Here is a 21,235-nt window from a genome sequence, read left to right as displayed (position 1 = left end):
GCGAAAGGAAGTGATCTGATGATGCCTGCATTTTATCGAATAATTTGACTCTGACCCTATTTGATTTTCCTTAAACAATTTGACTCTGACCCTAATTATTGGTGGCTTCTGCTTGCAGGATCTGGCTTAGGGCGTCGAAGGCTGGGGAGCTGTAGTCGTGGCGGCGGATCAGGTAGGTGGTTACCTGGCCTGCGGGGCCTATGGGGTAGGTGGCCAGGCTTTGGGTGTTGTTGTGCAGTTCCAGTACGGACCTTGGCGCCAGGGCGATGCCGGCGCCGGCGGCGACGCAGGCTAGCATGGCGTGGTAGGAGCCTAGCTCGAGGATGCGGTCGGGACGGCGGCCGGGGACGCTGCCTGAGGCCAGCCAGTTTTCGGCGTGGCGGCGGTAGGCGCAGCCGTGTTCGAAGGCGACTAGGGTGCGGCTTTGCACATCGTCGGGGCCGCTGATCGGCGGATGGTTGCGGGCGGCCAGCACTACCAGTTCTTCGGCATACAGGGGCAGCATTTCAAACAGGGGATCATCCAGCGGACCGGCGACCAGGGCGGCGTCCAGCGTAAATGCGCGGACCCGGTCTATCAGTTGCTGGGTGGCGCCGGTGCTGAGTTCCAGCTGCACCGCCGGCCACTCCTGGTGGAAACGCGCCAAGGGCAGCGGCAAGCGGCTGGCGGCGGTGCTTTCCATCGAACCGATGCGCAAGCGCCCTTGCGGCACCGCCGGCTGCACCGCCTCGCGCGCTTCGCCGGCCAGGTTCAGCAGGCGCTCGGCATAGCCGAGCAAGGTCTCGCCGGCCGGCGTCAGCACCAGCCGCTTGTTATTGCGGGAAAACAGAGACACGCCCAGCGATGTTTCCAGCTGGCGTATGCGGGTCGTCACGTTCGATTGCACCCGGTGCAGTTGCTCGGCGGCACGGGTAATGCCGCCCTCGCGGACCACGGTGCGGAAAATTTCAAGAGATAACAAATCCATAATTCATCTCATATAAAGATGGATAACATTTTTATTATTCATTTTTCAGGATGACCGTGTCAAGGTAGCATGGACTATGCTCGTCGCAAGCAATCCGATACTTTTCAGGAATATCCACATGTCCAACATCCGCAACAGCCGGGAAACCTTCACAAGCGCGCTCGGCATCCGCTATCCGATCGTGCAAGGTCCCATGAACGGCGCCTCGCCGATTGAGCTGGCGACAGCCGTCAGCAATGCCGGCGGCCTGGGCTCGTTCGCCGCTGCCCTGCTGGCGCCGGCGGCGATCATTGAAGCGGTGAAAAAAATCCGCACCCTGACCTCGCAGCCGTTCAACGTCAATTTGTTCATCCTGGAACAGGTGCAACCGAGCGTCGCCGAAATCGCAGCGGCGCAAGCCTTGCTGCTGCCGTTCCGCACCGAGCTCGGCCTGGGGCCGGCGGTCACGCCGCAGAAATTCAGCGAAAACTTCAAGGACCAGCTGGCCGCCCTGCTGGAAGCGGCGCCGCCGGTGGTCAGCTTCACTTTCGGCATACTCGACGCCGCTACCGTGGCGCAATTCCAGCGCAAAGGATGCAAGGTCATCGGCACCGTCACCAGCGTTGCCGAAGCGCTGGCATGGGAACAGGCCGGCGCCGATTTCATCTGCATCCAGGGCGGCGAAGCCGGCGGCCACCGCGCCACTTTCCTGGGCGATATCGAGCAATCCTGCATCGGCCTGCTGACCCTGATCCCGCAAGTGGCGGCGGCAGTCAAGCTGCCGCTGATCGCCGCCGGCGGCATCATGGACGGCCGCGGCATCGCCGCCGCCCAGCTGCTCGGCGCGCAGGCGGCGCAGCTGGGCACCGCCTTCCTGGCGACTCCCGAATCGGGCATAGCGCCGGCCTGGCGCGAGCAGCTGGCCAGCGCCAAGGATGACAGCACGCGCATGACCCGCAGTTTCTCGGGCCGGTACGCACGCGGCATCGTCAATGCCTTCATGGAACAGATGCGGCCGCATGAAAACACGCTGCCGCCCTATCCGGTCCAGAATGCGCTGAGCGGCGAGATCCGCCAGGCCGCGGCCAGGCAGGGGCGTCCCGAATTCATGTCGCTGTGGGCCGGCCAGGGAGTGGCGATGACGCGCCCCATGCCTGCCGCGCAACTGGTGGCGACGCTGGCGGCTGAATTGCAAGCGGCCGCCAGCCACCAGCCTCGGGAAGAAACAGCTTGAGTAAAAACCTGCAAGCCACAGCGCTGGAGACAGGCCAGGGCCGCGCGGCCTGGCGCGTGGCGCTGGCCGGAGCGCTGGCGCTGGCGGTTGCAATGGGGATCGGCCGCTTCGCCTTCACGCCGCTGTTGCCGATGATGCTGCACGATGGCGCCATCGACTTGGCTGCAGGCGGCTGGCTGGCTACCGCCAACTATATCGGCTACCTGATCGGCGCCCTGTTGTGCATGGTATTGCGGACCGACGCCACTCGCGCCATCAAGCTTGGACTGGTCAGCACAGTGCTGCTGACGCTGGGCATGGGATGGCTGCACTCTCCCGCACTCTGGCTGCTGCTGCGCACCCTGGCAGGCGTCAGCAGCGCCTGCACTTTCGTCTTCGCTTCCGGCTGGTGCCTGCAGCGCCTGGCGCAGCTGCAGGCGCCGGCCCTGGGCGGCATCATTTATTGCGGCCCCGGCCTCGGCATCCTGATCACCGGACTGGCGACCAGCGCCATGATCGGCCAGCACTGGCGAGCCGAGCACGGCTGGCTGCTGTACGGATTGCTGGCCTTGATATTGACGGCGCTGGTATGGTCGACCTTCTCGGGATCGGCAGCCGCGGCGGGCACGCCGTCACCGGCAGCGCATGGGCTTGAACCGGCCCAGGCCGCGCGCCAGACCCGCGGCCTGACCATCGCCTATGCGCTGGCCGGCTTCGGCTACATCATCACCGCAACTTTCCTGCCGGTGATCGCGCGCCAGGCGCTGCCAGGCTCGAACTGGCCGGATCTGTTCTGGCCCCTGTTCGGCATCTGCGTCTCGATCGGCGCGCTGCTGGCGACCCGGCTGCCGACGCACTGGGACAACCGCCTGTTGCTGGCCGCCTGCTACCTGCTGCAGGCAGGCGGCATCATCGTCGGCCTGGTCTCTCCCAGCGTGGCCGGCTTCGCGCTCGGCAGCATCCTGCTCGGCCTGCCGTTCACGGCGATTACCCTGTTTGCAATGCGCGACGCCCGCCGCCTGCGCGGCGATCATGCGCGCAGCCTGATGGGATTGCTGACTGCAACTTATGGCGTGGGGCAGATCATCGGACCGCCGCTGGCGACCCGCCTGGTGCAAGGCAGCGGCAACTTCAGCTCATCGCTGAGCGTGGCGGCGCTGGCGCTGCTGGCCGGCGCCGCCTTGCTGGGCGCCATGTACCGATACAGCCGCAAAGCGACTGCCTGATTTCTATTCCGAGGAAAATTCGGCAGCCGCCTTGGCCGTCCACAGCGCCTTGTTGTAACTGGCGAACGGCGCATCGTAGCTGTCGATGGCGCCGTTCTCGCCGACAAAGTGGGTCCACCAGCCGGCCTCATCCTGCACCAGGGCGATGTCGCCTGCGCTGCAGTGATCGGCGATTGCCTCATCTGCGGCCAGGGTCACGATTTTTATTTTCCGGTGCTTGATGAAGGTAGCCATTAATTAATCAGCGAAAATCAGCGGAACGCCGGCTCGCTGAAGCTGCGCAGCTTGCGGCTGTGCAGCTGCTCGACGCCCTGGTTGCGCAGCAGCTCCAGCGCCTTGATGCCGATCTTCAGATGCTGGTTGACGCGCTGTTCATAGAAGCGGTTGGCCATGCCCGGCAACTTGATTTCGCCGTGCAACGGCTTGTCCGAGACGCATAGCAACGTACCGTAAGGAACGCGGAAACGGAAACCGTTGGCGGCCACTGTCGCGCTTTCCATGTCCAGCGCAATCGCCCGGCTTTGATTGAAACGCAGCAAAGGCTTGCGATGGTCGCGCAGCTCCCAGTTGCGGTCGTCGATCGACGCCACCGTACCGGTGCGCATGATGCGTTTCAGCTCGTAGCCTTCCAGCTGGGTAATCGTAGCCACCGCATCCTGCAAGGCCAGCTGCACCTCGGCCAGCGCCGGCACCGGCACCCACAGCGGCAGGTCGTCGTCCAGCACATGGTCGTCGCGCACATAAGCATGCGCCAGGACGTAGTCACCCATGCGCTGCGAAGTCGACAGGCCGGCGCAGTGGCCCAGCATGATCCAGCCATGCGGACGCAGTACCGCGACGTGATCGGTGATGGTCTTGGCGTTCGACGGACCGACGCCGATGTTGATCAGCGTGATGCCGGAACCATCGGCGCGTTGCAGATGGTAGGCCGGCATCTGCGGCTGCCGCGCCGGCGCGACGCCGGTGAGCGCGCGGTCGGCAGGCAGGTCGTCGAGATTGGCGTTCCAGGTGGTCAGGTCGCCCGGCTCGACGAAGGCCGTGTATTGCTGGCGATAGGCGCGCTGCTCCGGATCGTTGGTGGCTTGCATCAGCTCGCGTCCCATGCGGATGAATTCATCGACGTAGAACGCGTAGTTGGTGAACAGCACGTAGCGCTGGAAACGGTCGGGCGAGGTCGCCGTATAGTGCTTCAGCCGGTGCAGCGAATAATCGATGCGCGGCGCGGTGAACAAGGCCAGCGGATGCGGATCGCCCGGCAGTTCTTCAAGGGTGCCGTTGACGATGCGGTCGTCCATGGTCGCCAGGTTCGGCAGGTCGAATACATCCGGCAAGGTGCGCAGATGGTCGGGATCGAGATTGCCCTCGACATGGATGCCTTCCGGGAAAGCAAAATGGACCGGGATCGGCATGTCGCTGACGCCGATTTCCAGTGGTACGTCATGGTTATCGCGCAGCAGCTTGAACTGGCTGACCAGGTAGTTGGTGTACAGCGACGGCCGCGTCAGCGTAGTCTCAAAGACACCGGGACCGGACACAAAACCGAAGGAGTGGCGGGTGTCGGCGCGGGTATTGAATTCGGTTGTGACCCGCACAAACGGGTAGCAGGCGCGTACCCGCTCGGTCATCACTTCGCCGTTGGCAAAGCGCTTGAAAGCCTCGCGCAGCAAGGCGGTGTGATGCTCGTAGATTTCATGCACGCGGGCGACGGCGGCATGAGGGTCGGTAAATTGCTCAGTCGGGAACATTGAATCTCCGTAGCGATATCTGTACGCCGGGCTGGCCGGCGTCATGGTCCGGACATATTTATCCGGACCTTACAGTTCAATTCTACTGGGATTGGCGTGGGAATGGGAACTAAGCGGGAACCAAGCCTTACTTGAGCAAATCGTATTTTCCGCCCTTTTCGATCGCGCGCTGGTAAGCCGGCCGCGCATGGATGCGCTGCAGGAAAGCAAACAGCCTGGGACGGCTGGCATCCAGGCCGCCGCGTGATTGCGATGCTTCCAGCGGAAAGCTCATCTGGATGTCGGCGGCGCTGAATTCTTCGCCGGCGAACCAGGTCGATTTGCCGAGCTCGCTTTCCAGGAAATCCAGGTGCGCCTTGAGTTGCGGATCGATGTAATTGCGCTGCACGCCGTTGGCGATCGAGCGGGCCAACGGCCGTAGCAGGGCCGGCATCGGCGGCCGGCCCAGGCGGCCGAAGATCAGCTTCATCAGCAAAGGCGGCATGGCTGAACCTTCGGCATAGTGCAGCCAATAGGTGTAGCGCAGGCGCTCCTTGCTGCCCGCAGCCGGGACAAAGCGGCCATCGCCATATTGCTGCACCAGGTATTCGATGATTGCACCGGATTCGGCAATCGTATTGTCACCGTCGGTGATGACCGGCGATTTTCCCAAGGGATGGACCGCCTTCAGCGACGGCGGCGCCAGCATGGTTTTGGGATCGCGCTGATAGGGCTTGATTTCATAATCCAGCCCCAGCTCTTCGAGCAGCCACAGCACGCGCTGCGAACGGGAATTGTTGAGATGGTGAACGATGATCATGGTCGGCAAGCCCGGTCAGGTGGAGGGAAGAACTGCAATCCCGCTAGCGTAACCGATTTGCCGCCAATGAGCCCGCTTTTGCTGACGCTCCCTAAACCCGCGTCGGACTCAGCAAACCCTGGCAAGTCGCGCGCTGCGCATCGGCCGCCGGCAGCTTGCCGCACACCGTATCGAGCTGCTGCCGCAGCCGTGCCAGCACGGCCTGGTGCTTGCCGTCGCCGTTCCAGGCGTTGAGCTTTTGCCCGAGACGCTCCAGCACCGAACGGTTGCGCTCGTAGAACGCATTCTGGGTGCCGCCCAGTTCCTGCAGCACGCCATGCGCGACCTTTTCGATGCGTCCTTCGTCTTGCGGCGCCAGTTCCAGCAGGCCCGACAGATACGCCACGCCCCATTGCAGGCGTGTCGCCGGTCCTTGCGCGGCCTGGTAAGCCTGCTCATACCAGTTGACGGCGCCGCTCTTGTCGCCGCGTTTCTTGGCATTGGACGCCAGGCTCAGCATGAAATAGTAAGGCGCATGCGAGCGTTTCAGCTCGGCTTTCAGCAAGCTGTCGGAATCGTCCAGCAAACCGGCATCGCTCAAGGCATGGGCACCGGCATTGATCACCGATTGCCGCTCATAGGCATCGGTAGTGGCGCTATCGGCCTGCGCCACCCGCTGCCGCACGTCTTTCAGCAAGGCCGGCGCCAGCGCACCGTCCGGCGTATCGATGCGGGCCAGCGACACTTGCGCCGCCAGCGCGCCCAGGCGATCGGTCTTGGACAAGGTGCTGTCGCCGGACAAACGCTGCACGGCGCTGTTCCAGGCTGCGATCAGCTTGGTGCGGGACGGCGATTTCGGCACGGTCGCCAGCTGCACTAGCTCAGCCGGGTAGTTGGTCAGGATATCCATGTTCTCGCGCGCGGTATGGACATCGCTCACCGCCTTGGTCAACCGCGCTGCCGCCGCCGTTTTGTCGACGCCTGCAGCGGCATCGCCTCCCTTGGTGGCGGCCGCCACCAGTGCGCTCAGGGCCAGCCGATTGGCGCTGTCGCCCGGCGGGCAGGCTGCCGCCAGCTTGTTCAGCGCAGGCGCCAGTTCCTTGCCGCCGACCAGCTGCTGTTCATCGGTATCCCAGGAGTAGTAAGCCAGCAAGCGCCACTCGTCCGCGCTCAGCTTGCCGCCGCTGAGCGCGGCCTGCAAGGTTTGCTTGACCGGGCGGTTGGCGCTGATGCCGAGCGTCAGCGTCTGCAGATAACGGTCGGCGTCGACTTCGCCCGGCAGGCGAGTGATTTCCGTGCCGTCCGGCTTGAACAGGATCATGGTCGGATAACCGCGCACCTTGAAGCGCTCGCCGAGTTTCTGGGCGCCGGCGCTGTCGCCGTCGATATGCACAGGCACAAAAAAACGCGAGCGCTCGATGAATCCCTGGCGATTGAAAATCGTCGCCTTGACCTGGTTGCAGGGCGGGCACCAGGTCGCGCCCCAGTACAGGAACAGCGGCTTGTTATGCGCCTTGGCAAAGGCGAAGGCGGCATCGACGTCGCCATCGTACCAGCCGATGCCGTCCGCCGCGGCGGCCGCTGCGGCAGTTCCCGGCTTGGACTGGGCGGCGCCCAGCGCCATGCCCGGCGCGGCAGCGCACAGCAGTGTGACAAACATAACCGCGGTAGCCGACAAAGTCTTCATCTTGTACTCATATAAACAGTTGAGGCCGCAACCGGTTTAGGGACAGACCCTTAGCCGGCTGCGGTCATGAAAATATCTGCTACGAACCAAAGTGGTAATTGAACTCCACCCAGCCCTGGCGGCCATAGGGGTTGTAGTTACCTACAGGATAATACGGCCAACCGGCGCTGTTGTCTTGCTTCACCGAATTGAACACATTGTTGACGATCAGCGATATCGACGCCTGCGGGCTGATCTGGTAGCTGGCGCTCAAGTTGACCAGCGCGAACGGAGAAACGCGTGCGGTCTGGTCGGCGTTGGGCAAGCTGCCGTAGCGCGTGACCTGCACGGTGCTGGTCCATTTGTCGCGCAGCCAGGTGACGCTGGCATTGACCTTGGAGCCCCAGTCGGCATTGGTCAGCGAATTCAGCTCATCCGTATCAGGATCGTCGGAAAACTGCTTGTAGTGGTGGCTGAGCACCTTGGTGTAGTTGGCCTTCAGCAGGAAATCGCCGGCGCCGCCCGCCTTGATGCGCCATTTGCCGCTGATATCCAGGCCGCTGGTGCGCTCCTGCGCCGCATTGATCGGATTGACCAGGATGTTCTGGATCGCGTTCGGATTGAAGATCGCATTGGCCGGATTGCGCTGCACCCGCCGTAGCGCGTCGACGCAGGTCGGCGAATTGGGGTCCAGCTCGCCGTTGCGGCAGTTGGCTTCGTTGTGCAGGATGGTGTCCGGATCCAGGTTGGTCACCAGGTTGTCGATCTGGATGCGCCAGAAATCGGCCGATATGTCGAAGTTCGAGCTTGGCGACCATACCGCGCCATAACTCCACGATTTGCCGTTCTCGGATTTCAGGTCCTTGCTGCCGGTCTGGATGTAGTTCGCGCCCGGCGAATAATTGTTGTAGTCGCAGCCGGCCAAAGGCTGACCTGCCTGCTGGCAGCGGTAATAGTCGGTAGTCGACGAATAATAGCCGCGGGTAGTCGACGAGTAGATGTAATTCATGTCGGGTGCGCGGAAACTGGTCGCATAGTTACCGCGGAACAGCAGGGTCTTGGCAGGACGGAATTCGAGTCCGGTGTTATAGGTGAACTTGCCGTCGTTGCGGCCGGCGAAGCTGTATTCGTCGTAGCGTCCGGCGACAGTGGCTACCAGCTGCTTGAGGATAGGGATGTTCAGTTCCGTTCCCAAGGCATAGCGCTGGCGTGAGCCGCTGGCGCCGTTGGCGGCCGCCTGGTTGTAGAACACGCCTTGGTTGATCTGCGGATCGGGTGTGTTGCTGAAACCCTGGCTGCCGAATTCGGTCACCGCCGCCAGCCGCACCGGTCCGGCCGGCAAGTTGAACAACTCACCGTTGGCGCTCAGGCTCAGGGTCTGGGTCCAGGATTTGTCGCGGCTGATGGCTTCGCCGGTGATCGAGTTGAACTGGGCCGGGGTCAAAGGCTGGGACAGCCGGCTCGGATCGGGCGCATAGATGGCGACGCCGTCGGCATCGTAGCCAAGGCGCGGGCCGAGGAAAAAGCTGTCGACGCTGTTGAGCAGCAAAGGCGTGGTTTTGCGGCTGGTGTAAGCGGAAATGTTGTAAGCCGCTTCATAGTTCCAGCTGCTGGTCGACGGGATATCGCCGCGTATGCCCACCGTCAGGTTGGCCGCGACGTCGTTCCATTTGCGGTTATAGCGTGTCGCCGCGCCGATTTCTTCCGGCGAGATGCGGCGTGACCAGCTTTCGTTGGCGCCGCTGTTCTGGTTGAAAAAATAACTGTTGCCGACTGCTTCCGAGGTCCAGCTAGGGCCGCGCGTATTGTTTTGCGTGGCGTTAAATCCCAGCATCAGGTCGCTGAACACTTCGGTCTTGGCGCCTAGCTGGTAACTCAGGCTGCCGAACAGGTTTTCGCTTTCGTTCTGGGTCATGGTGGTCCAGAACGCGGGCTGCGCCTTGCCGCTGCCGCAATACGCGCCAGATTTCGACTGCACCCTGACTACGCTGTCGTAGAACAGGTTGCCGAGCTGGCTGCAGGTCGCGCCCGGATCGACGTACTTGCCGCTGTCGACGTTCTGCCGCGACAATATGCGCGTCGGCGCGGTGCCGTCGGACGAGGTCGACGACATGAAATCGCGCTGGCGGCTCCAGACCGGCTGGGTGCGGCTCAGTTCGACGCCGAACACGCCGCTCAGGTTGCCGCTGCTGCCGCCGCCGGTAAGCTGGATCCGCTGGTTGGAACCGCCGCCGTGCTGGGTGCCGCCGGCCTTGATGTTGAAATCGATGCCGCTGACCTGTTTCTTGGTAATGATGTTGACCACGCCGGCAATCGCGTCCGAACCATAGACGGCGGAGGCGCCGCTGTTCAGGATTTCGATGCGGTCCACCAGCGCCGACGGGATGTTGGCCAGGTTGACGAAGTTGACCGAACCGTCATAGGCCACCGGGTAGTCGGCGATGCGCCTGCCGTTGAGCAGGATCAGCGTATGGTTCGGCCCCAGCCCGCGCAGGCTGATGGTGTTGGCTGCCGGCGTGAAAGTATTGCCGAAGTCGGCGCCCTGGGTCATGCCGGTATTCTGGGTCTGCGAACTGAGGGCGTCGAACACATTGCGGTAGCCTTGCTTTTCGATGTCTTCACCGGTAATCACCGTGACGCTGGTCGGGCCTTCCTTGCTGGCGCGCGGAATGCGCGAGCCGGTGACCAGCACCGCTTTGGTATCGCTGGCTGCCGCGCTCTCATCCGCGGCCTGGGCATAAGCTGTTTGACAGAAACTCGGTATTGCGTAAGCGATCAGCAGAGACAGCGCGGTGTGCGCCGGCAGGTTTTTGAATCTGTGCATGTAGTGCCATTCCTTCCCATGTATTCTTTTGTAAAGAACTGTTGCGTTCTTTAATGGGAGACGAGAATATAGTAGACGGTCGGCAATACAAACTGATGGTTTTACATATCCATATGCGCTCGATGCATGCTGCAAGATGTATCCCTTCCTCGGCGCGCGCAAACGTGCGGACCGATTCTGAAATTGTTTTCTTCCGGAGGCCAGGCCCATGCTGCTACATACCATCTACCTGATAGCGATCGTGGCGGAAGCCATGTCCGGCGCCATCATGGGCATGCGGCGCGACATGGACCTGTTCGGCATCTGCGTGGTCGGCACCATCACCGCGCTGGGCGGCGGCAGCATGCGCGACATCTTGCTGGGAAATTATCCGCTGGGCTGGATCGCCCATCCCGAATACCTGCTGTTCACCATCGGCGCCGCCGTCGTCACCGCCCTGGTGGCGCGTTTCCTGCACCATCTGCGCAGCGTGTTTCTGGTGGTGGACGGCCTCGGCCTGGTGGCGTTCAGCGTGATCGGCTGCGATGTCGCCCGCGCCGCCGGCATGGCGCCCGGCATCGTGATCCTGGCCGGCATGATCACCGGCGTGTTCGGCGGCCTGCTGCGCGATGTTTTGTGCAACGAGATTCCGCTGGTGCTGCAGCGCGAGCTGTATGCGACCATCGCATTGTTTACCGGCGCCCTCTATGTCGGCTTGTTATGGTGGGATGTCGATTCGTCGGCAGCGCCCCTGATCGCGATCGGCGCAGGTTTCCTGGTGCGCCTGCTGGCCCTGCGCTTCCACTGGAAATTGCCCAGCTTTAACGGCAGCGGCATCCGCGGTTTTGAATAGCGGCGTGCATGCCCCCGGCAAACGCCGGCCGCCTTGAGAGCGGCTTTGTCCGGCTTGCATTAGACTGGCTGTTTTCCGTGCCCAGCGCCGGTAAATTCCAAACAGATCAAAACCAGGAGCTTTCATGACCGACCTTTCTTCCTTCCCCATCACCAAAAAATGGCCCGCCCAGCATCCTGAGCGGATCCAGCTGTACTCCCTGCCGACGCCCAATGGCGTCAAGGTCTCGATCATGCTGGAGGAAACCGGCCTGCCTTACGAGCCGCACCTGGTGAGCTTCGACAGCAATGACCAGACCTCGCCGGAATTCCTGTCGCTCAATCCGAACAACAAGATCCCTGCCATCCTCGATCCCGACGGCCCTGACGGCAAGCCGCTGCCGCTGTTCGAATCCGGCGCGATCCTGATTTACCTGGCCGACAAGAGCGGCCAGTTCATCCCGCAAGACCTGGCCGGACGCTACGAGACAATCCAGTGGCTGATGTTCCAGATGGGCGGCATCGGGCCGATGTTCGGGCAGCTGGGCTTTTTCAATAAATTCGCCGGCAAGGATTACGAAGACAAGCGTCCACGCGACCGTTACGTGGCGGAATCGAAGCGCCTGCTGGCGGTGCTCAACCAGCGCCTGGCCGAGCGCAGCTGGATCATGGGCGATGCTTACACCATCACTGACATCGCCACCTTCCCCTGGGTGCGCAACCTGATCGGATTCTACGAGGCAGGCGACCTGGTGGGCATCGCGGATTTCCCGCATGTCACGCGGGCGCTCCAGGCATTCGTGGCGCGGCCGGCGGTGGCAAAAGGCCTGACGATTCCGCAGCGCGGCTGAGCCCAACCCGGCAGATCGCAGCCCGGCAGAACCTGGCGGCTACTCAAAGCGGGGATGGTGCGATAAAATTGGTCATCCCATCAACACCTGGACCGCCATGCCATCGCGCCGAAAATTCCTGCAAAAGAGCTTGTTCCTGACTGCCTCCGGACTTTTTGCCAGCCAGCTGCCATTGACCGCACCGGCGGCTTTCGCAAAAGAGGCTGCGGCCGATGTGCCGCCGATGGACCCGCCGCCGGATATCTTTGACGCACAACTGGTAGACATGGAGTTCTGGCTCAAGCCGCGGGTGCTGGAAGTGACACGCCCGGCCAGCGGCGAACGCGCCAAGCTGCTGTACTGGAAAGATGGTGAAATCCAGGAATCGGCCTACCAGCAGCTGTGCCACCTGCTGCGCGATGTCCAGGGCAAGCAGGTAGCGCCGATAGATCCCAAGCTGCTCGAAACCTTGTGGGGCACCCAGGCTTTTATCGCCCGCTACGGCATCAGCCAGCCGCTGGAAATCCTGTCGGGATTCCGCACCGCAGCCACCAACAAGCACCTGATCGAAACCGGCGTGCCGGCGGCGCGCAAGTCGCTGCACCTGGAAGGCCGCGCAGCCGACATCCGCCTCACGCAACTGGATGCGGACGTGCTGGGCGGCCTGATACGCAGCTTCCGCCAGGGCGGCGTCGGCTTCTATTACCGGCCCGGGAAAAACGGCGGCTGGATCCATGCCGATACGGGACTGCAGCGCACCTGGAAAGGATGATTGCCCGCAGCCCCGCAGCTATTGTTCTTCCGTAAAAAGAATTGCTTCAGATGCGCTCGATGATCAGCGCAATGCCTTGGCCGCCGCCAATGCACATGGTGATCAAGCCATAGCGCTTGTTAGTACGAATCAGTTCGTACAGGCACTTGACCGCAATGATCGTCCCGCTCGCGCCCAACGGATGGCCCAGCGCGATTGCGCCGCCATTGACATTGGTCAGCTTGGGATCCAGGCCCAGCCCTTTGCATACGCCCAGCGACTGCGCAGCGAACGCTTCGTTCGATTCAATCACCGCCATGTCCTGCAGGCTCAGGCCGGCGCGCTTCAAGGCCAGCTGGACTGCCGGGATCGGACCGGTGCCCATGATCGACGGATCGACCCCCGCCACCCCATAGGAAACCAGGCGCGCCAGCGGCGTGCGCCCGGCGCGGACTGCAGCCCCTGCTTCCATCAGGACGCAAGCCGCGGCGCCGTCGTTGATGCCGGAAGCATTGCCGGCAGTGACCGTGCCGCCTTCTTTCTTGAACGCCGGCTTCAGCTTGGCCAGCGACTCCAGGGTGGCGTCAGCTTTCGGATATTCATCGGTATCGAACGATACAACGCCTTTGCGTGTCTTGATTTCAACCGGCACGATCTGCGACTTGAAGTAGCCGGCAGCGATGGCCGCGGTGGCGCGTTTCTGGCTTTCCAGCGCGAAGGCATCCTGCTCTTCACGCGAAATGCTGTATTTCTCCGCCACGTTTTCAGCAGTGATCCCCATATGGCCGCCGCCGAAAGGATCGGACAGCGCGCCGATCATCATGTCGACCATCTTGATGTCGCCCATGCGCGCGCCCCAGCGCGCGGCTTGTGATCCATACAGCGAGCGGCTCATGCTTTCGACGCCGCCGCCGACCGCGACATCGGTCTCGTCCAGCTGGATGGCGTTGGCAGCCGTGATGATCGCTTGCAGACCCGAGCCGCATAGCCGGTTCAGGGTCAGCGCCGTGGATTCCTTGCCCATGCCGGCATTCAGGCCCACCACGCGCGATACATACATGTCGCGCGCCTCGGTGTGGATGACGTTGCCGAATATGATCTGGCCGGCTTGCAGCGGATCGACGCCGGCGCGCGCAAAGGCTTCCTTCACCGCCACCGCGCCGAGCTCGCCCGGCGCCAGGTCCTTCAACGCGCCGCCATATGCGCCGATAGCGGTACGGGCAGCGCCGACGATGACAACTTCTCTTGTATTAGCCATGTTTATCTCCTTGTTGGTTTGACGATGCGACGGCAATGCTTGCTGCCTTGCCAACGTTTACGTCAAGCGGCAGACCAAGCCTACAACGCTACTCTAGCAGGCATCCGCTCCGTCAGCCGAAGCCTGTTGCCGGAATTGCTTGGGTGTCATGCCCGTATGCCGCTTGAAGGCGCGGCTGAAGTAGGCGGGATCCTGGAAACCCAGCTCATAGGCGATGCTGGCCACCCCGGACGGCACGTAAGTCAGCTTGCGCCTGGCTTCCAGCATCAGGCGCTGCTGCATCAGGTCGAACGCCGATTTTCCGGCGAGCCTGAGGCACAGGCGGTTCAGGCGGCTTTCCGTGACGCGCAGCCGTCCGGCAACACGGCTCACCTGCCACTGCTCTTTGTAATGCTCTTCCACCAGCCCCCGGAACCGGCTGAACAATTCGAAATCCTGGCGCCCGCTGCGGTCTGCCGAACGGTGGTCGGAATGCAGCCGCACCAGCAGCAGCAATACGCTGCGCGCCAGCCATTCCAGCATCAGGGTATGGCCGGCGCGCGGCCAGGATGATTCCGTCATCAGCTGTTTCAGCAAGGTTTCGATGCGCTGCCGGCTGTCGTCGACCGCGCTCAGGGCGATCGCCAGCGGCTCCACGAAAATCGTCGAAAACAAGGTCGCATGCACGCCCAGCTTGTCGGCAAACAGCAGGTTCTGGTCGACCGTCAGGACAAATCCCTGCGCTTCCCTGGAAAAATCGAAACCGTGCACTACCGACGGATGGATGGTGATCGCCACCGGCCCTTCGCATTCCCACAGCCCGGCATCGATCTCGGCGCGCACATGGCCGCCGAACAAAAACAGGATCTGGAACAGGCCGCGGTGGGTATGGCTCTGGATATGCCAGTCGTGCAGCCGGCTGCGCGTTTCTATCAGCTCGATATGGACGAATTCGGCATTCTCGGCCGCCGCGTTTTCGCCATACAGGGTGAATTGCGGGATGTCTCCGTTGACGGTTTTTTTGACTGCATGCCGAGCGTCCATGTCCTGCTTCCTGAAAGAGGCGACTGTCAAAATAGTACAAGTTTTTTCTCGTTTCATCCATTTTTTACCGGCGCTTGCTGGACTAGGATTTATAGCTAGCGGGATGTACAAAAAAATCGTCAAAAAAAATGGAGAAGACCAATGCAAACGCAAGTAGCCATTATCGGCGCCGGCCCGGCCGGCCTGCTGCTGTCGCACCTGCTGCACCTGAACGGCATCGAATCGGTAGTACTGGAAAGCCGCAGCCGGGCCGAGATCGAGGCCACCATCCGCGCCGGCGTGCTGGAACAGGGCACGATGGATATCCTCAATCAAAGCGGGGTCGGCGCCCGCATGCAGCGCGAGGGCGTGGTGCATCATGGCATCGAACTGGCCTTCGGCGGCCGCCGCCACCGCATCGACCTGACCGAGCTTACCGGACGCTCGATCACTGTCTATGCACAGAATGAAGTGATCAAGGACCTGGTGGCCGCACGCCTTGCCGTTGACGGAAAAATCCTGTTCGAAGTGAGCGACGTCAGCCTGCACGATCTCCAGGGCAAGACCCCTTCGGTGCGCTATACGCAACTGGGAGAACCCGCCGTGCTGCAAGCCGATTTCGTGATCGGCTGCGATGGCTTTCACGGTGTCTCGCGCCCCGCCATTCCGGAGAATCCACGCCAGGATTTCCAGCGCAGCTACCCGTTCGGCTGGTTCGGCATCCTGGTCGAGGCGCCGCCGTCTTCGGACGAACTGATCTATGCCCAGCATCAGCGCGGCTTCGTCCTGGTCAGCACCCGCTCGCCTACGGTGCAGCGCCTGTACTTTCAATGCGATCCCAAGGATGACGTAGACAATTGGTCCGACGACCGCATCTGGTCGGAACTGAACACGCGGCTGGCTTGCTCGGACGGCTGGGCGTTGAAAGAAGGCCGCATATTCCAGAAGAACATCATCGGCATGCGTAGCTTTGTCTCTACCCCTATGCAATACGGCCGGCTGTTCCTGGCTGGCGACGCCGCCCATATCGTGCCGCCCACCGGCGCCAAGGGCCTTAATCTTGCCGTCTCGGATGTACGTCTGCTGGCAAGCGGATTCGAACAGTTCTACCGGGACGGCCGGCAAGACCTGCTGGCCGGATATACGGAGGCCGCGCTCAAGCGCGTCTGGCGCGCCGAGCATTTCTCCTGGTGGATGACCAGCATGCTGCACAATTTCGCCGATGCGTCGCCGTTCCAGCAGCAGTTGCAGCGGGCCGAACTGGATTATGTGGTCGCGTCGCGCGCCGCGGCCACGGCGCTGGCCGAAAACTACGTCGGCATGCAGTTTTAAACGGCGGCTGCGCTAGAAACAATAGTTAGTTTGGGCGTATATCGCACAATATGTGCGATATACGCTTACTGCACGACATCGCCGTCTTGATGTGGAATAGGACAAACCCTAGTATTCAGCAAACCGGAAACAAGCAAAGACTTGCACAATACCGGCAATAAGCAATACGGCAGGGCGGCTGCTTGCGCTTTGGCGACAAAAGATAAAAACATAAAATTCAGGAGACAAAGCTATGCGCACCAGCCCGCGGCAACCGTTTGCCGCCCCTACCGTCCATGCCGTCCGCAGCGCCGCGCTTTTCCAGCCGCGCATCGGGAGCGCGACATGACGGCCAGGCAGACCATCGATGTCCAGCAGTTCATCGACGACAAACCGTTTTCCCTCTACCAGTGGCTGATCCTCGGACTGTGTTTCCTGATCATTGCGATTGACGGTTTCGACACCGCCATCATCGGCTTCCTGGCGCCTGCCTTGAGCCAGGAATGGCATGTTGAAAAGGCGGCGCTGGTGCCGGTGCTGAGCGCCGCGCTGGTAGGGCTGGCGGTGGGCGCACTGCTGGCCGGGCCGCTGGCCGACCGCATCGGCCGCAAGAAAGTGCTGCTGGCGTCGGTCCTGCTGTTCGGCTTCTGGACGCTGATGTCGGCGTTCGCCGGCTCGATCCAGATACTCACGGTGCTGCGCTTCCTGACCGGCCTGGGACTGGGTGCGGCGATGCCGAATGCAGTCACCTTGATGTCGGAATATGCGCCGCAGCGCAAGCGCTCGATGATCGTCAACACCATGTTCTGCGGTTTCACCCTGGGTTCGGCGCTGGGCGGTTTTGTGGCTGCCTGGATGATCCCGCATTACGGCTGGCACAGCATGTTCATCGTCGGCGGCTGCCTGCCGCTGCTGCTGGCGGTGTTGCTGCTGCAGTTGCCGGAATCGCCGCGTTTCATGGTGGTGCGGCGCTGGCCGGATAAAAAGATCGCCGATGTGCTGAACCGCATTGCGCCCGGATCGATTACCTCGGAAGCGCAATTTACCGTGCCGGAGCTGGTCGCGCTGGCCGGGAAAACCGCGCTGGCGGTGATTTTCTCGGCACGCTACCGGTTCGGCACGCTGATGCTGTGGCTGACTTATTTCATGGGCCTGCTGATTTTCTATCTGCTGACCAGCTGGATGCCGACACTGATCAAGAACGCCGGGTTTTCCATCTCCCAGGCCAGCAACATCACGGCGCTGTTTCCCTTGGGTGGAGTGATAGGTACCCTGGCGGTCGGCTGGCTGATGGACCGCATGAGCGCACACAAGGCGATTGCGATCACCTACGTGCTGACCGGGATTTTTGTCTACGCCATCGGCCACGGCACCGGCGACGCGGTGCTGCTGGGCGTGCTGATGTTCGTCGCCGGACTGTGCATGAACGGCGCGCAGTCGTCGATGCCGGCGCTGGCCGCCGGTTTCTATCCGACCCAGGGCCGCGCCACCGGCGTCGCCTGGATGCTTGGCATCGGCCGCCTCGGCGGCATTCTGGGCGCAGCAATCGGCGGCCAGCTGCTGCAGTTCGGCTGGGGCCTGAGCGCCATCTTCAGCCTGCTGGCGCTGCCGGCTTTCGTCGCCGCCGCGGCGCTGCTGTTCAAGCACCTTCATTTGAGATCGCACGGGCAGCTAAGCATGAGCAGCTGATTTTACGGAACCGCGCTCCTCGACTGCGATGAGATAAGCCGGTTTCCCTTACCACCACGCACAACTGGCGGCGAAGCTCACGCTTCGTCCAGGCCTCGTATCGCCTTCTTGCAGCAGCACCCGACCAAATCCGGAGACAAAATCATGAAAAAAACGCTTCTTGCAGCATTTGTTGGATTAACCGCAGTTGCCGGCGCGGCGCACGCGCAAAGCACCAACGTCACCATCTACGGCATCATCGACAGCGGCATCGAGTTTGCCAATAACGGCAAGGACAGCCTGAACCGAGTGCAAAGCGGCAGCCTCAGCCAGAGCCGCATAGGTTTCACCGGGACGGAAGACCTGGGCGGCGGATTGCGGGCGCTGTTCACGCTGGAAAACGGCTTCAATGTCGACAACGGTTCATTTGCCCAGACCGGCCTGCTGTTCGGCCGTCAGGCTTTTGTCGGCCTGGGATCAAATGCCGGCGCCGTCACGCTGGGGCGCCAATATGAACCGCTGCATTCGATGCACGTCAAATTCAGCACGCACGCGGTCGGTTTCGGCGACGCCTCGGCAGCCTACGTGCCGGCCATCGAAGATGTACGCCTCGACAATTCGATCAAGTATGTTTCGCCAGTGTTTGCCGGCGTGACGCTGACGCTGTTCTATGCCCTGGGAGAAAACACCACGGTGGCGACCGACAGCAAGTCGTACGGCAACCTGCTCAACATCCAGGCCAATTACGACAACGGCCCCCTGTCCGCGGCGGTGAGTTACGCTTCCAAGAAAAAGACCCCTGCCGCACCGGACAACATCACCAAGTACCTGGCTGCGGCCGTGTCTTATGACTTCATCTTTTTGAAACCTTACCTGGTGGCTGAAACGGTGCGCAACGATGCCAGCAGCGCGGCCGTTCCGGATTACGATTTCTGGTCGCTGGCAATGGATGTCCCGCTTGGCGGCGGCCGCCTGAATTTCAGCTACGGCAGCCTGAAAAACAAAAGCGCGGCGAATGCCAATTCCCGCAGCTACGGCGTAGTGTACGACTACGACCTGTCGAAACGGACTACCTTGTACACCGGCTACTCGCGCCTCCATAACGATGCCGGAGCGAGTTTTGGCGTCGGATCGGCGAACGGCAGCGAAGTCGCCGCAGCCAATGCGGGCGCCGACCCGCGCGCCCTCATATTCGGCATACGCCATAAATTCTGAACCGGACAACGCAACGCCGCGATAGGCGCTATGCGCGCTAACGCACGGAGCTGACGGCAAAGCACGTGTAACTTTGTCATGACGGGACGCTGGCAGCGGGAATGCTTTTGCCAGCGTCGTTGTCAAATACATGAGCCCGTCCATCAGCACCATGCAGTCGGCCGCAGTTTTATTTTCCAGACCAGATCGCGGAAGGAAAACGCATGCATACCCCACAAGAACCGCCTGGAGAAGCGCCTCCTGGCAAGCCTGTCCCCGGCACTCCGCCGCCGGTCGAGGATCCGATCCCTGGCAATGTACCGATACCGGTCGAGGAACCGATTCCTGATCCCGACCCGCTTTGATTCAGCGATTGCATGACTGAGTGTTCGGCAATTTGGATGTCCTAGACCAGGTTGATCGGCTGCACCTGGCGCAGCTTAATGTGCCGCTGGAATAAACGAAATGTCCTTTTTTCGTTAATATGGCGGTTTACAAAAACTTCGCCCGAACCCGATTCACAAGACTCCGTCTGGTGCGATTGCACAGGACATGCTGCCACCCAGTTTTTTGCGGAAGGAGTTGCAATGTCTCATCCGGTGTTTCTGAACGATTGCAGGCAGCCGGCAATGCCCAGCGGCGAACGCAATGAATGGCGTACATTCTGGGACGATCCAGGGATTGAACTGGAAGCGAAAAACGGTCCCCCGCTCTTATGGTGGTGCATCTATGGCGAAGCTGACCTGAAATTCGCCAGGATGATCGATGACTTTGATGTCGACGATGCGGAAGGAGAACGCGCGGCATTCCAGGCCGACACGGAGCACCCGGAGGCCCTCTATCCCTACTTCGTCACCGGCAAGAAACAGGCGCTGGAACGGCTGGCGCTGCGCAAGGAAAAAGTGGTCGCAGCCATCGGCGAACAATATCGCTCCATCTACGAGGCGTTTGAGCAACTGGTCGCCACGCATTTTGAAGGATTCCTCCTGCTTCGCACCGCCGGCTTGCCGGATATCTCGGATGGCGAACAATGGATGCGGGCGAGTGCTGAGAGCATGGACCGCCTGGACAACAATCTTCCGCCGGAGCCCGGCGGCCACTTTGCCGGCATGGCGGCAGATTTCCTGCGATGGAAAAACGGCGGCAATCCGGTGTGGATGCTCGGCGGCTCCGGTCCGCCAGATATCTGGCCCGGTGCGGCGCTAAGCGCAACGTTTCCCGAGAAGGGAAGGCGCACGCGGCTGGCTGCGGGGGATGCCGATCCAGGCCAGCCGCAAGCAACAACCAGGGACCGCTCTGGCCAGCGCAAGCCATCCAAGGCGGAAGAATGGCTGACGCCCTTGTTTGTGGGGCTTGTCACCGCCTATGTCTACTTCTCCAGCCGCTCGATTTTTCTGGCAGTGCTGGCGTTTGCAGGAACGACGGCGCTTGCAGTCTGGCTGTCGCTGAAATGGCGCAACCGTGGCGGCAGCGATAAAGACTCGCCGTGACTGAATGTTTTTCGCAGCAGACGTGTTACTTTGACGCGAGTCCTATCCAATCCTGGATCCCCATTGAAATCGAACTATAGCCATAGGCCTGGTTGCCTGCTCCTTGCTCTCTGCGTGATGGGAGGGGCGCCGGCGTTCGCCGCCGCTCCAGCACAAGACAGGGATAAAACCGCCGATGCGCTAGACGCCTGCCTGTCAAGCGAGAAAACGGTATCCACGGCCGACCAGACAGACTGTTATGCGACAGCGCTCAAAACCTACGATAACCGGCTGAATGCCGCCTACCGGAAACTGATGCGGACCTTGCCGGCGCCGGCCGCGCAGAACCTGCGCGCGTCCCAGCGGGCGTGGATCGTTTTCCGGGATGCGGAGCTGCAGGCGCAGTCCGCCCTGTTTGAAACCCGGCATGGGACAATCTACGTACCGATGCAAGAATATGAAGGATTGGCCTTAACGCAAGAGCGTGCGTTGAGACTGGAATCCTACAATCGTGTGTTCGATACCGACGGTCCGTGACCCGGTC

19 protein-coding genes are annotated in these 21,235 nt (G+C 61.7%); 11 read left to right on the top strand and 8 right to left on the bottom strand.

The features are described 5' to 3' along the window. Positions 1-91: 91 nt before the first annotated feature. A complete protein-coding gene (locus CFU_RS02580) occupies positions 92-967 on the bottom strand; it encodes a LysR substrate-binding domain-containing protein (protein WP_014004492.1) in 876 nt (291 codons plus the stop codon). A 118-nt stretch (positions 968-1,085) separates the two neighbouring features. On the opposite strand from CFU_RS02580, the gene CFU_RS02575 reads away from it, so the two are divergent. After that, on the top strand, positions 1,086-2,180 hold the full coding sequence (locus CFU_RS02575; RefSeq protein ID WP_050808456.1) for an NAD(P)H-dependent flavin oxidoreductase: 1,095 nt from the start codon (positions 1,086-1,088) through the stop codon (positions 2,178-2,180). Then, on the top strand, positions 2,177-3,385 hold the full coding sequence (locus tag CFU_RS02570) for a YbfB/YjiJ family MFS transporter (RefSeq protein ID WP_014004490.1): 1,209 nt from the start codon (positions 2,177-2,179) through the stop codon (positions 3,383-3,385). Before CFU_RS02575 ends, CFU_RS02570 begins: the two co-directional genes overlap by 4 nt. 3 nt (positions 3,386-3,388) lie before the next feature. Here the strand turns inward: CFU_RS02570 and CFU_RS02565 are convergent, their stop codons facing one another. From CFU_RS02565 to CFU_RS02545, 5 genes are all read right to left on the bottom strand, one after another. After that, positions 3,389-3,619 (bottom strand): hypothetical protein, encoded by a 231-nt coding sequence (locus tag CFU_RS02565; protein WP_014004489.1) that lies wholly within the window; start codon positions 3,617-3,619, stop codon positions 3,389-3,391. A gap of 17 nt (positions 3,620-3,636) precedes the next feature. After that, positions 3,637-5,175: an AMP nucleosidase gene (locus CFU_RS02560; RefSeq protein WP_014004488.1), complete on the bottom strand. Its 1,539-nt coding sequence runs from the start codon at positions 5,173-5,175 to the stop codon at positions 3,637-3,639. Between the two features lie 82 nt (positions 5,176-5,257). Then, the gene (locus CFU_RS02555) at positions 5,258-5,929 is read right to left on the bottom strand and encodes a glutathione S-transferase (RefSeq protein WP_041741122.1); all 672 of its coding nucleotides are present in this window, start codon (positions 5,927-5,929) and stop codon (positions 5,258-5,260) included. 91 nt (positions 5,930-6,020) lie between these two features. Beyond that, positions 6,021-7,595 (bottom strand): thioredoxin family protein, encoded by a 1,575-nt coding sequence (locus tag CFU_RS02550; RefSeq protein ID WP_014004486.1) that lies wholly within the window; start codon positions 7,593-7,595, stop codon positions 6,021-6,023. A 79-nt stretch (positions 7,596-7,674) separates the two neighbouring features. Next, positions 7,675-10,398 (bottom strand): TonB-dependent receptor plug domain-containing protein, encoded by a 2,724-nt coding sequence (locus CFU_RS02545; protein ID WP_041741121.1) that lies wholly within the window; start codon positions 10,396-10,398, stop codon positions 7,675-7,677. A gap of 208 nt (positions 10,399-10,606) precedes the next feature. Between CFU_RS02545 and CFU_RS02540 the strand changes: the two genes are divergently transcribed. The 3 genes from CFU_RS02540 to CFU_RS02530 all read left to right on the top strand — a co-directional run bounded on the left by CFU_RS02540 (position 10,607) and on the right by CFU_RS02530 (position 12,810). After that, on the top strand, positions 10,607-11,230 hold the full coding sequence (locus CFU_RS02540) for a trimeric intracellular cation channel family protein (protein ID WP_014004484.1): 624 nt from the start codon (positions 10,607-10,609) through the stop codon (positions 11,228-11,230). Positions 11,231-11,354: 124 nt separating this feature from the next. Further along, complete coding sequence (locus CFU_RS02535; RefSeq protein WP_014004483.1) at positions 11,355-12,059, top strand: glutathione S-transferase N-terminal domain-containing protein; 705 nt, start codon at positions 11,355-11,357, stop codon at positions 12,057-12,059. A gap of 97 nt (positions 12,060-12,156) precedes the next feature. Continuing rightward, on the top strand, positions 12,157-12,810 hold the full coding sequence (locus CFU_RS02530; RefSeq protein WP_014004482.1) for a YcbK family protein: 654 nt from the start codon (positions 12,157-12,159) through the stop codon (positions 12,808-12,810). Positions 12,811-12,856: 46 nt separating this feature from the next. Here CFU_RS02530 and CFU_RS02525 read toward each other — a convergent pair whose 3' ends face one another. Together CFU_RS02525 and CFU_RS02520 are read right to left on the bottom strand one after the other, a co-directional pair. Then, entirely contained in the window at positions 12,857-14,047 is a 1,191-nt protein-coding gene (locus tag CFU_RS02525) for an acetyl-CoA C-acyltransferase family protein (protein WP_041741120.1), read from the bottom strand. 93 nt (positions 14,048-14,140) lie between these two features. Further along, the gene (locus CFU_RS02520; RefSeq protein WP_041741119.1) at positions 14,141-15,070 is read right to left on the bottom strand and encodes a helix-turn-helix domain-containing protein; all 930 of its coding nucleotides are present in this window, start codon (positions 15,068-15,070) and stop codon (positions 14,141-14,143) included. A gap of 141 nt (positions 15,071-15,211) precedes the next feature. Between CFU_RS02520 and CFU_RS02515 the strand changes: the two genes are divergently transcribed. The 6 genes from CFU_RS02515 (at position 15,212) to CFU_RS02495 (ending at position 21,228) form a co-directional block, all read left to right on the top strand. Next, positions 15,212-16,381 carry a 4-hydroxybenzoate 3-monooxygenase gene (locus CFU_RS02515; protein ID WP_014004479.1) on the top strand — a complete coding sequence of 390 codons (1,170 nt, stop codon included), beginning with the start codon at positions 15,212-15,214 and terminating at the stop codon, positions 16,379-16,381. A gap of 324 nt (positions 16,382-16,705) precedes the next feature. Beyond that, the gene (locus tag CFU_RS02510) at positions 16,706-18,049 is read left to right on the top strand and encodes an MFS transporter (protein ID WP_041741118.1); all 1,344 of its coding nucleotides are present in this window, start codon (positions 16,706-16,708) and stop codon (positions 18,047-18,049) included. A 144-nt stretch (positions 18,050-18,193) separates the two neighbouring features. Further along, the gene (locus CFU_RS02505) at positions 18,194-19,243 is read left to right on the top strand and encodes a porin (RefSeq protein WP_050808455.1); all 1,050 of its coding nucleotides are present in this window, start codon (positions 18,194-18,196) and stop codon (positions 19,241-19,243) included. A 203-nt stretch (positions 19,244-19,446) separates the two neighbouring features. Then, complete coding sequence (locus CFU_RS24780; protein WP_190275219.1) at positions 19,447-19,587, top strand: hypothetical protein; 141 nt, start codon at positions 19,447-19,449, stop codon at positions 19,585-19,587. A 264-nt stretch (positions 19,588-19,851) separates the two neighbouring features. Next, the gene (locus CFU_RS02500) at positions 19,852-20,712 is read left to right on the top strand and encodes a hypothetical protein (RefSeq protein ID WP_148264742.1); all 861 of its coding nucleotides are present in this window, start codon (positions 19,852-19,854) and stop codon (positions 20,710-20,712) included. A gap of 63 nt (positions 20,713-20,775) precedes the next feature. Beyond that, positions 20,776-21,228, top strand: a complete 453-nt coding sequence (locus tag CFU_RS02495) for a lysozyme inhibitor LprI family protein (RefSeq protein WP_148264741.1) — start codon at positions 20,776-20,778, stop codon at positions 21,226-21,228. Positions 21,229-21,235: the final 7 nt, after the last annotated feature.

The sequence above is a fragment of the Collimonas fungivorans Ter331 genome, assembly GCF_000221045.1.
Classification (GTDB): Bacteria; Pseudomonadota; Gammaproteobacteria; order Burkholderiales; family Burkholderiaceae_D; genus Collimonas; species Collimonas fungivorans_A.
Note: the sequence above shows the minus strand (reverse complement) of the source record. Positions and strands in the feature narration are given on the sequence as shown.

Excerpts from the sequence above, each read along its gene's own strand:
- CFU_RS02530 (WP_014004482.1), top strand. The coding sequence starts at position 12,157 with ATGCCATCGCGCCGAAAATTCCTGCAAAAGAGCTTGTTCCTGACTGCC.
- CFU_RS02545 (WP_041741121.1), bottom strand. The coding sequence starts at position 10,398 with ATGCACAGATTCAAAAACCTGCCGGCGCACACCGCGCTGTCTCTGCTG.
- CFU_RS02580 (WP_014004492.1), bottom strand. The coding sequence starts at position 967 with ATGGATTTGTTATCTCTTGAAATTTTCCGCACCGTGGTCCGCGAGGGC.
- CFU_RS02525 (WP_041741120.1), bottom strand. The coding sequence starts at position 14,047 with ATGGCTAATACAAGAGAAGTTGTCATCGTCGGCGCTGCCCGTACCGCT.
- CFU_RS02500 (WP_148264742.1), top strand. The coding sequence starts at position 19,852 with ATGCCCAGCGGCGAACGCAATGAATGGCGTACATTCTGGGACGATCCA.
- CFU_RS02550 (WP_014004486.1), bottom strand. The coding sequence starts at position 7,595 with ATGAAGACTTTGTCGGCTACCGCGGTTATGTTTGTCACACTGCTGTGC.
- CFU_RS02540 (WP_014004484.1), top strand. The coding sequence starts at position 10,607 with ATGCTGCTACATACCATCTACCTGATAGCGATCGTGGCGGAAGCCATG.
- CFU_RS02560 (WP_014004488.1), bottom strand. The coding sequence starts at position 5,175 with ATGACGCCGGCCAGCCCGGCGTACAGATATCGCTACGGAGATTCAATG.
- CFU_RS02505 (WP_050808455.1), top strand. The coding sequence starts at position 18,194 with ATGAAAAAAACGCTTCTTGCAGCATTTGTTGGATTAACCGCAGTTGCC.
- CFU_RS02510 (WP_041741118.1), top strand. The coding sequence starts at position 16,706 with ATGACGGCCAGGCAGACCATCGATGTCCAGCAGTTCATCGACGACAAA.
- CFU_RS02565 (WP_014004489.1), bottom strand. The coding sequence starts at position 3,619 with ATGGCTACCTTCATCAAGCACCGGAAAATAAAAATCGTGACCCTGGCC.
- CFU_RS02555 (WP_041741122.1), bottom strand. The coding sequence starts at position 5,929 with ATGATCATCGTTCACCATCTCAACAATTCCCGTTCGCAGCGCGTGCTG.
- CFU_RS02575 (WP_050808456.1), top strand. The coding sequence starts at position 1,086 with ATGTCCAACATCCGCAACAGCCGGGAAACCTTCACAAGCGCGCTCGGC.
- CFU_RS02515 (WP_014004479.1), top strand. The coding sequence starts at position 15,212 with ATGCAAACGCAAGTAGCCATTATCGGCGCCGGCCCGGCCGGCCTGCTG.
- CFU_RS24780 (WP_190275219.1), top strand. The coding sequence starts at position 19,447 with ATGCATACCCCACAAGAACCGCCTGGAGAAGCGCCTCCTGGCAAGCCT.
- CFU_RS02520 (WP_041741119.1), bottom strand. The coding sequence starts at position 15,070 with ATGGACGCTCGGCATGCAGTCAAAAAAACCGTCAACGGAGACATCCCG.
- CFU_RS02535 (WP_014004483.1), top strand. The coding sequence starts at position 11,355 with ATGACCGACCTTTCTTCCTTCCCCATCACCAAAAAATGGCCCGCCCAG.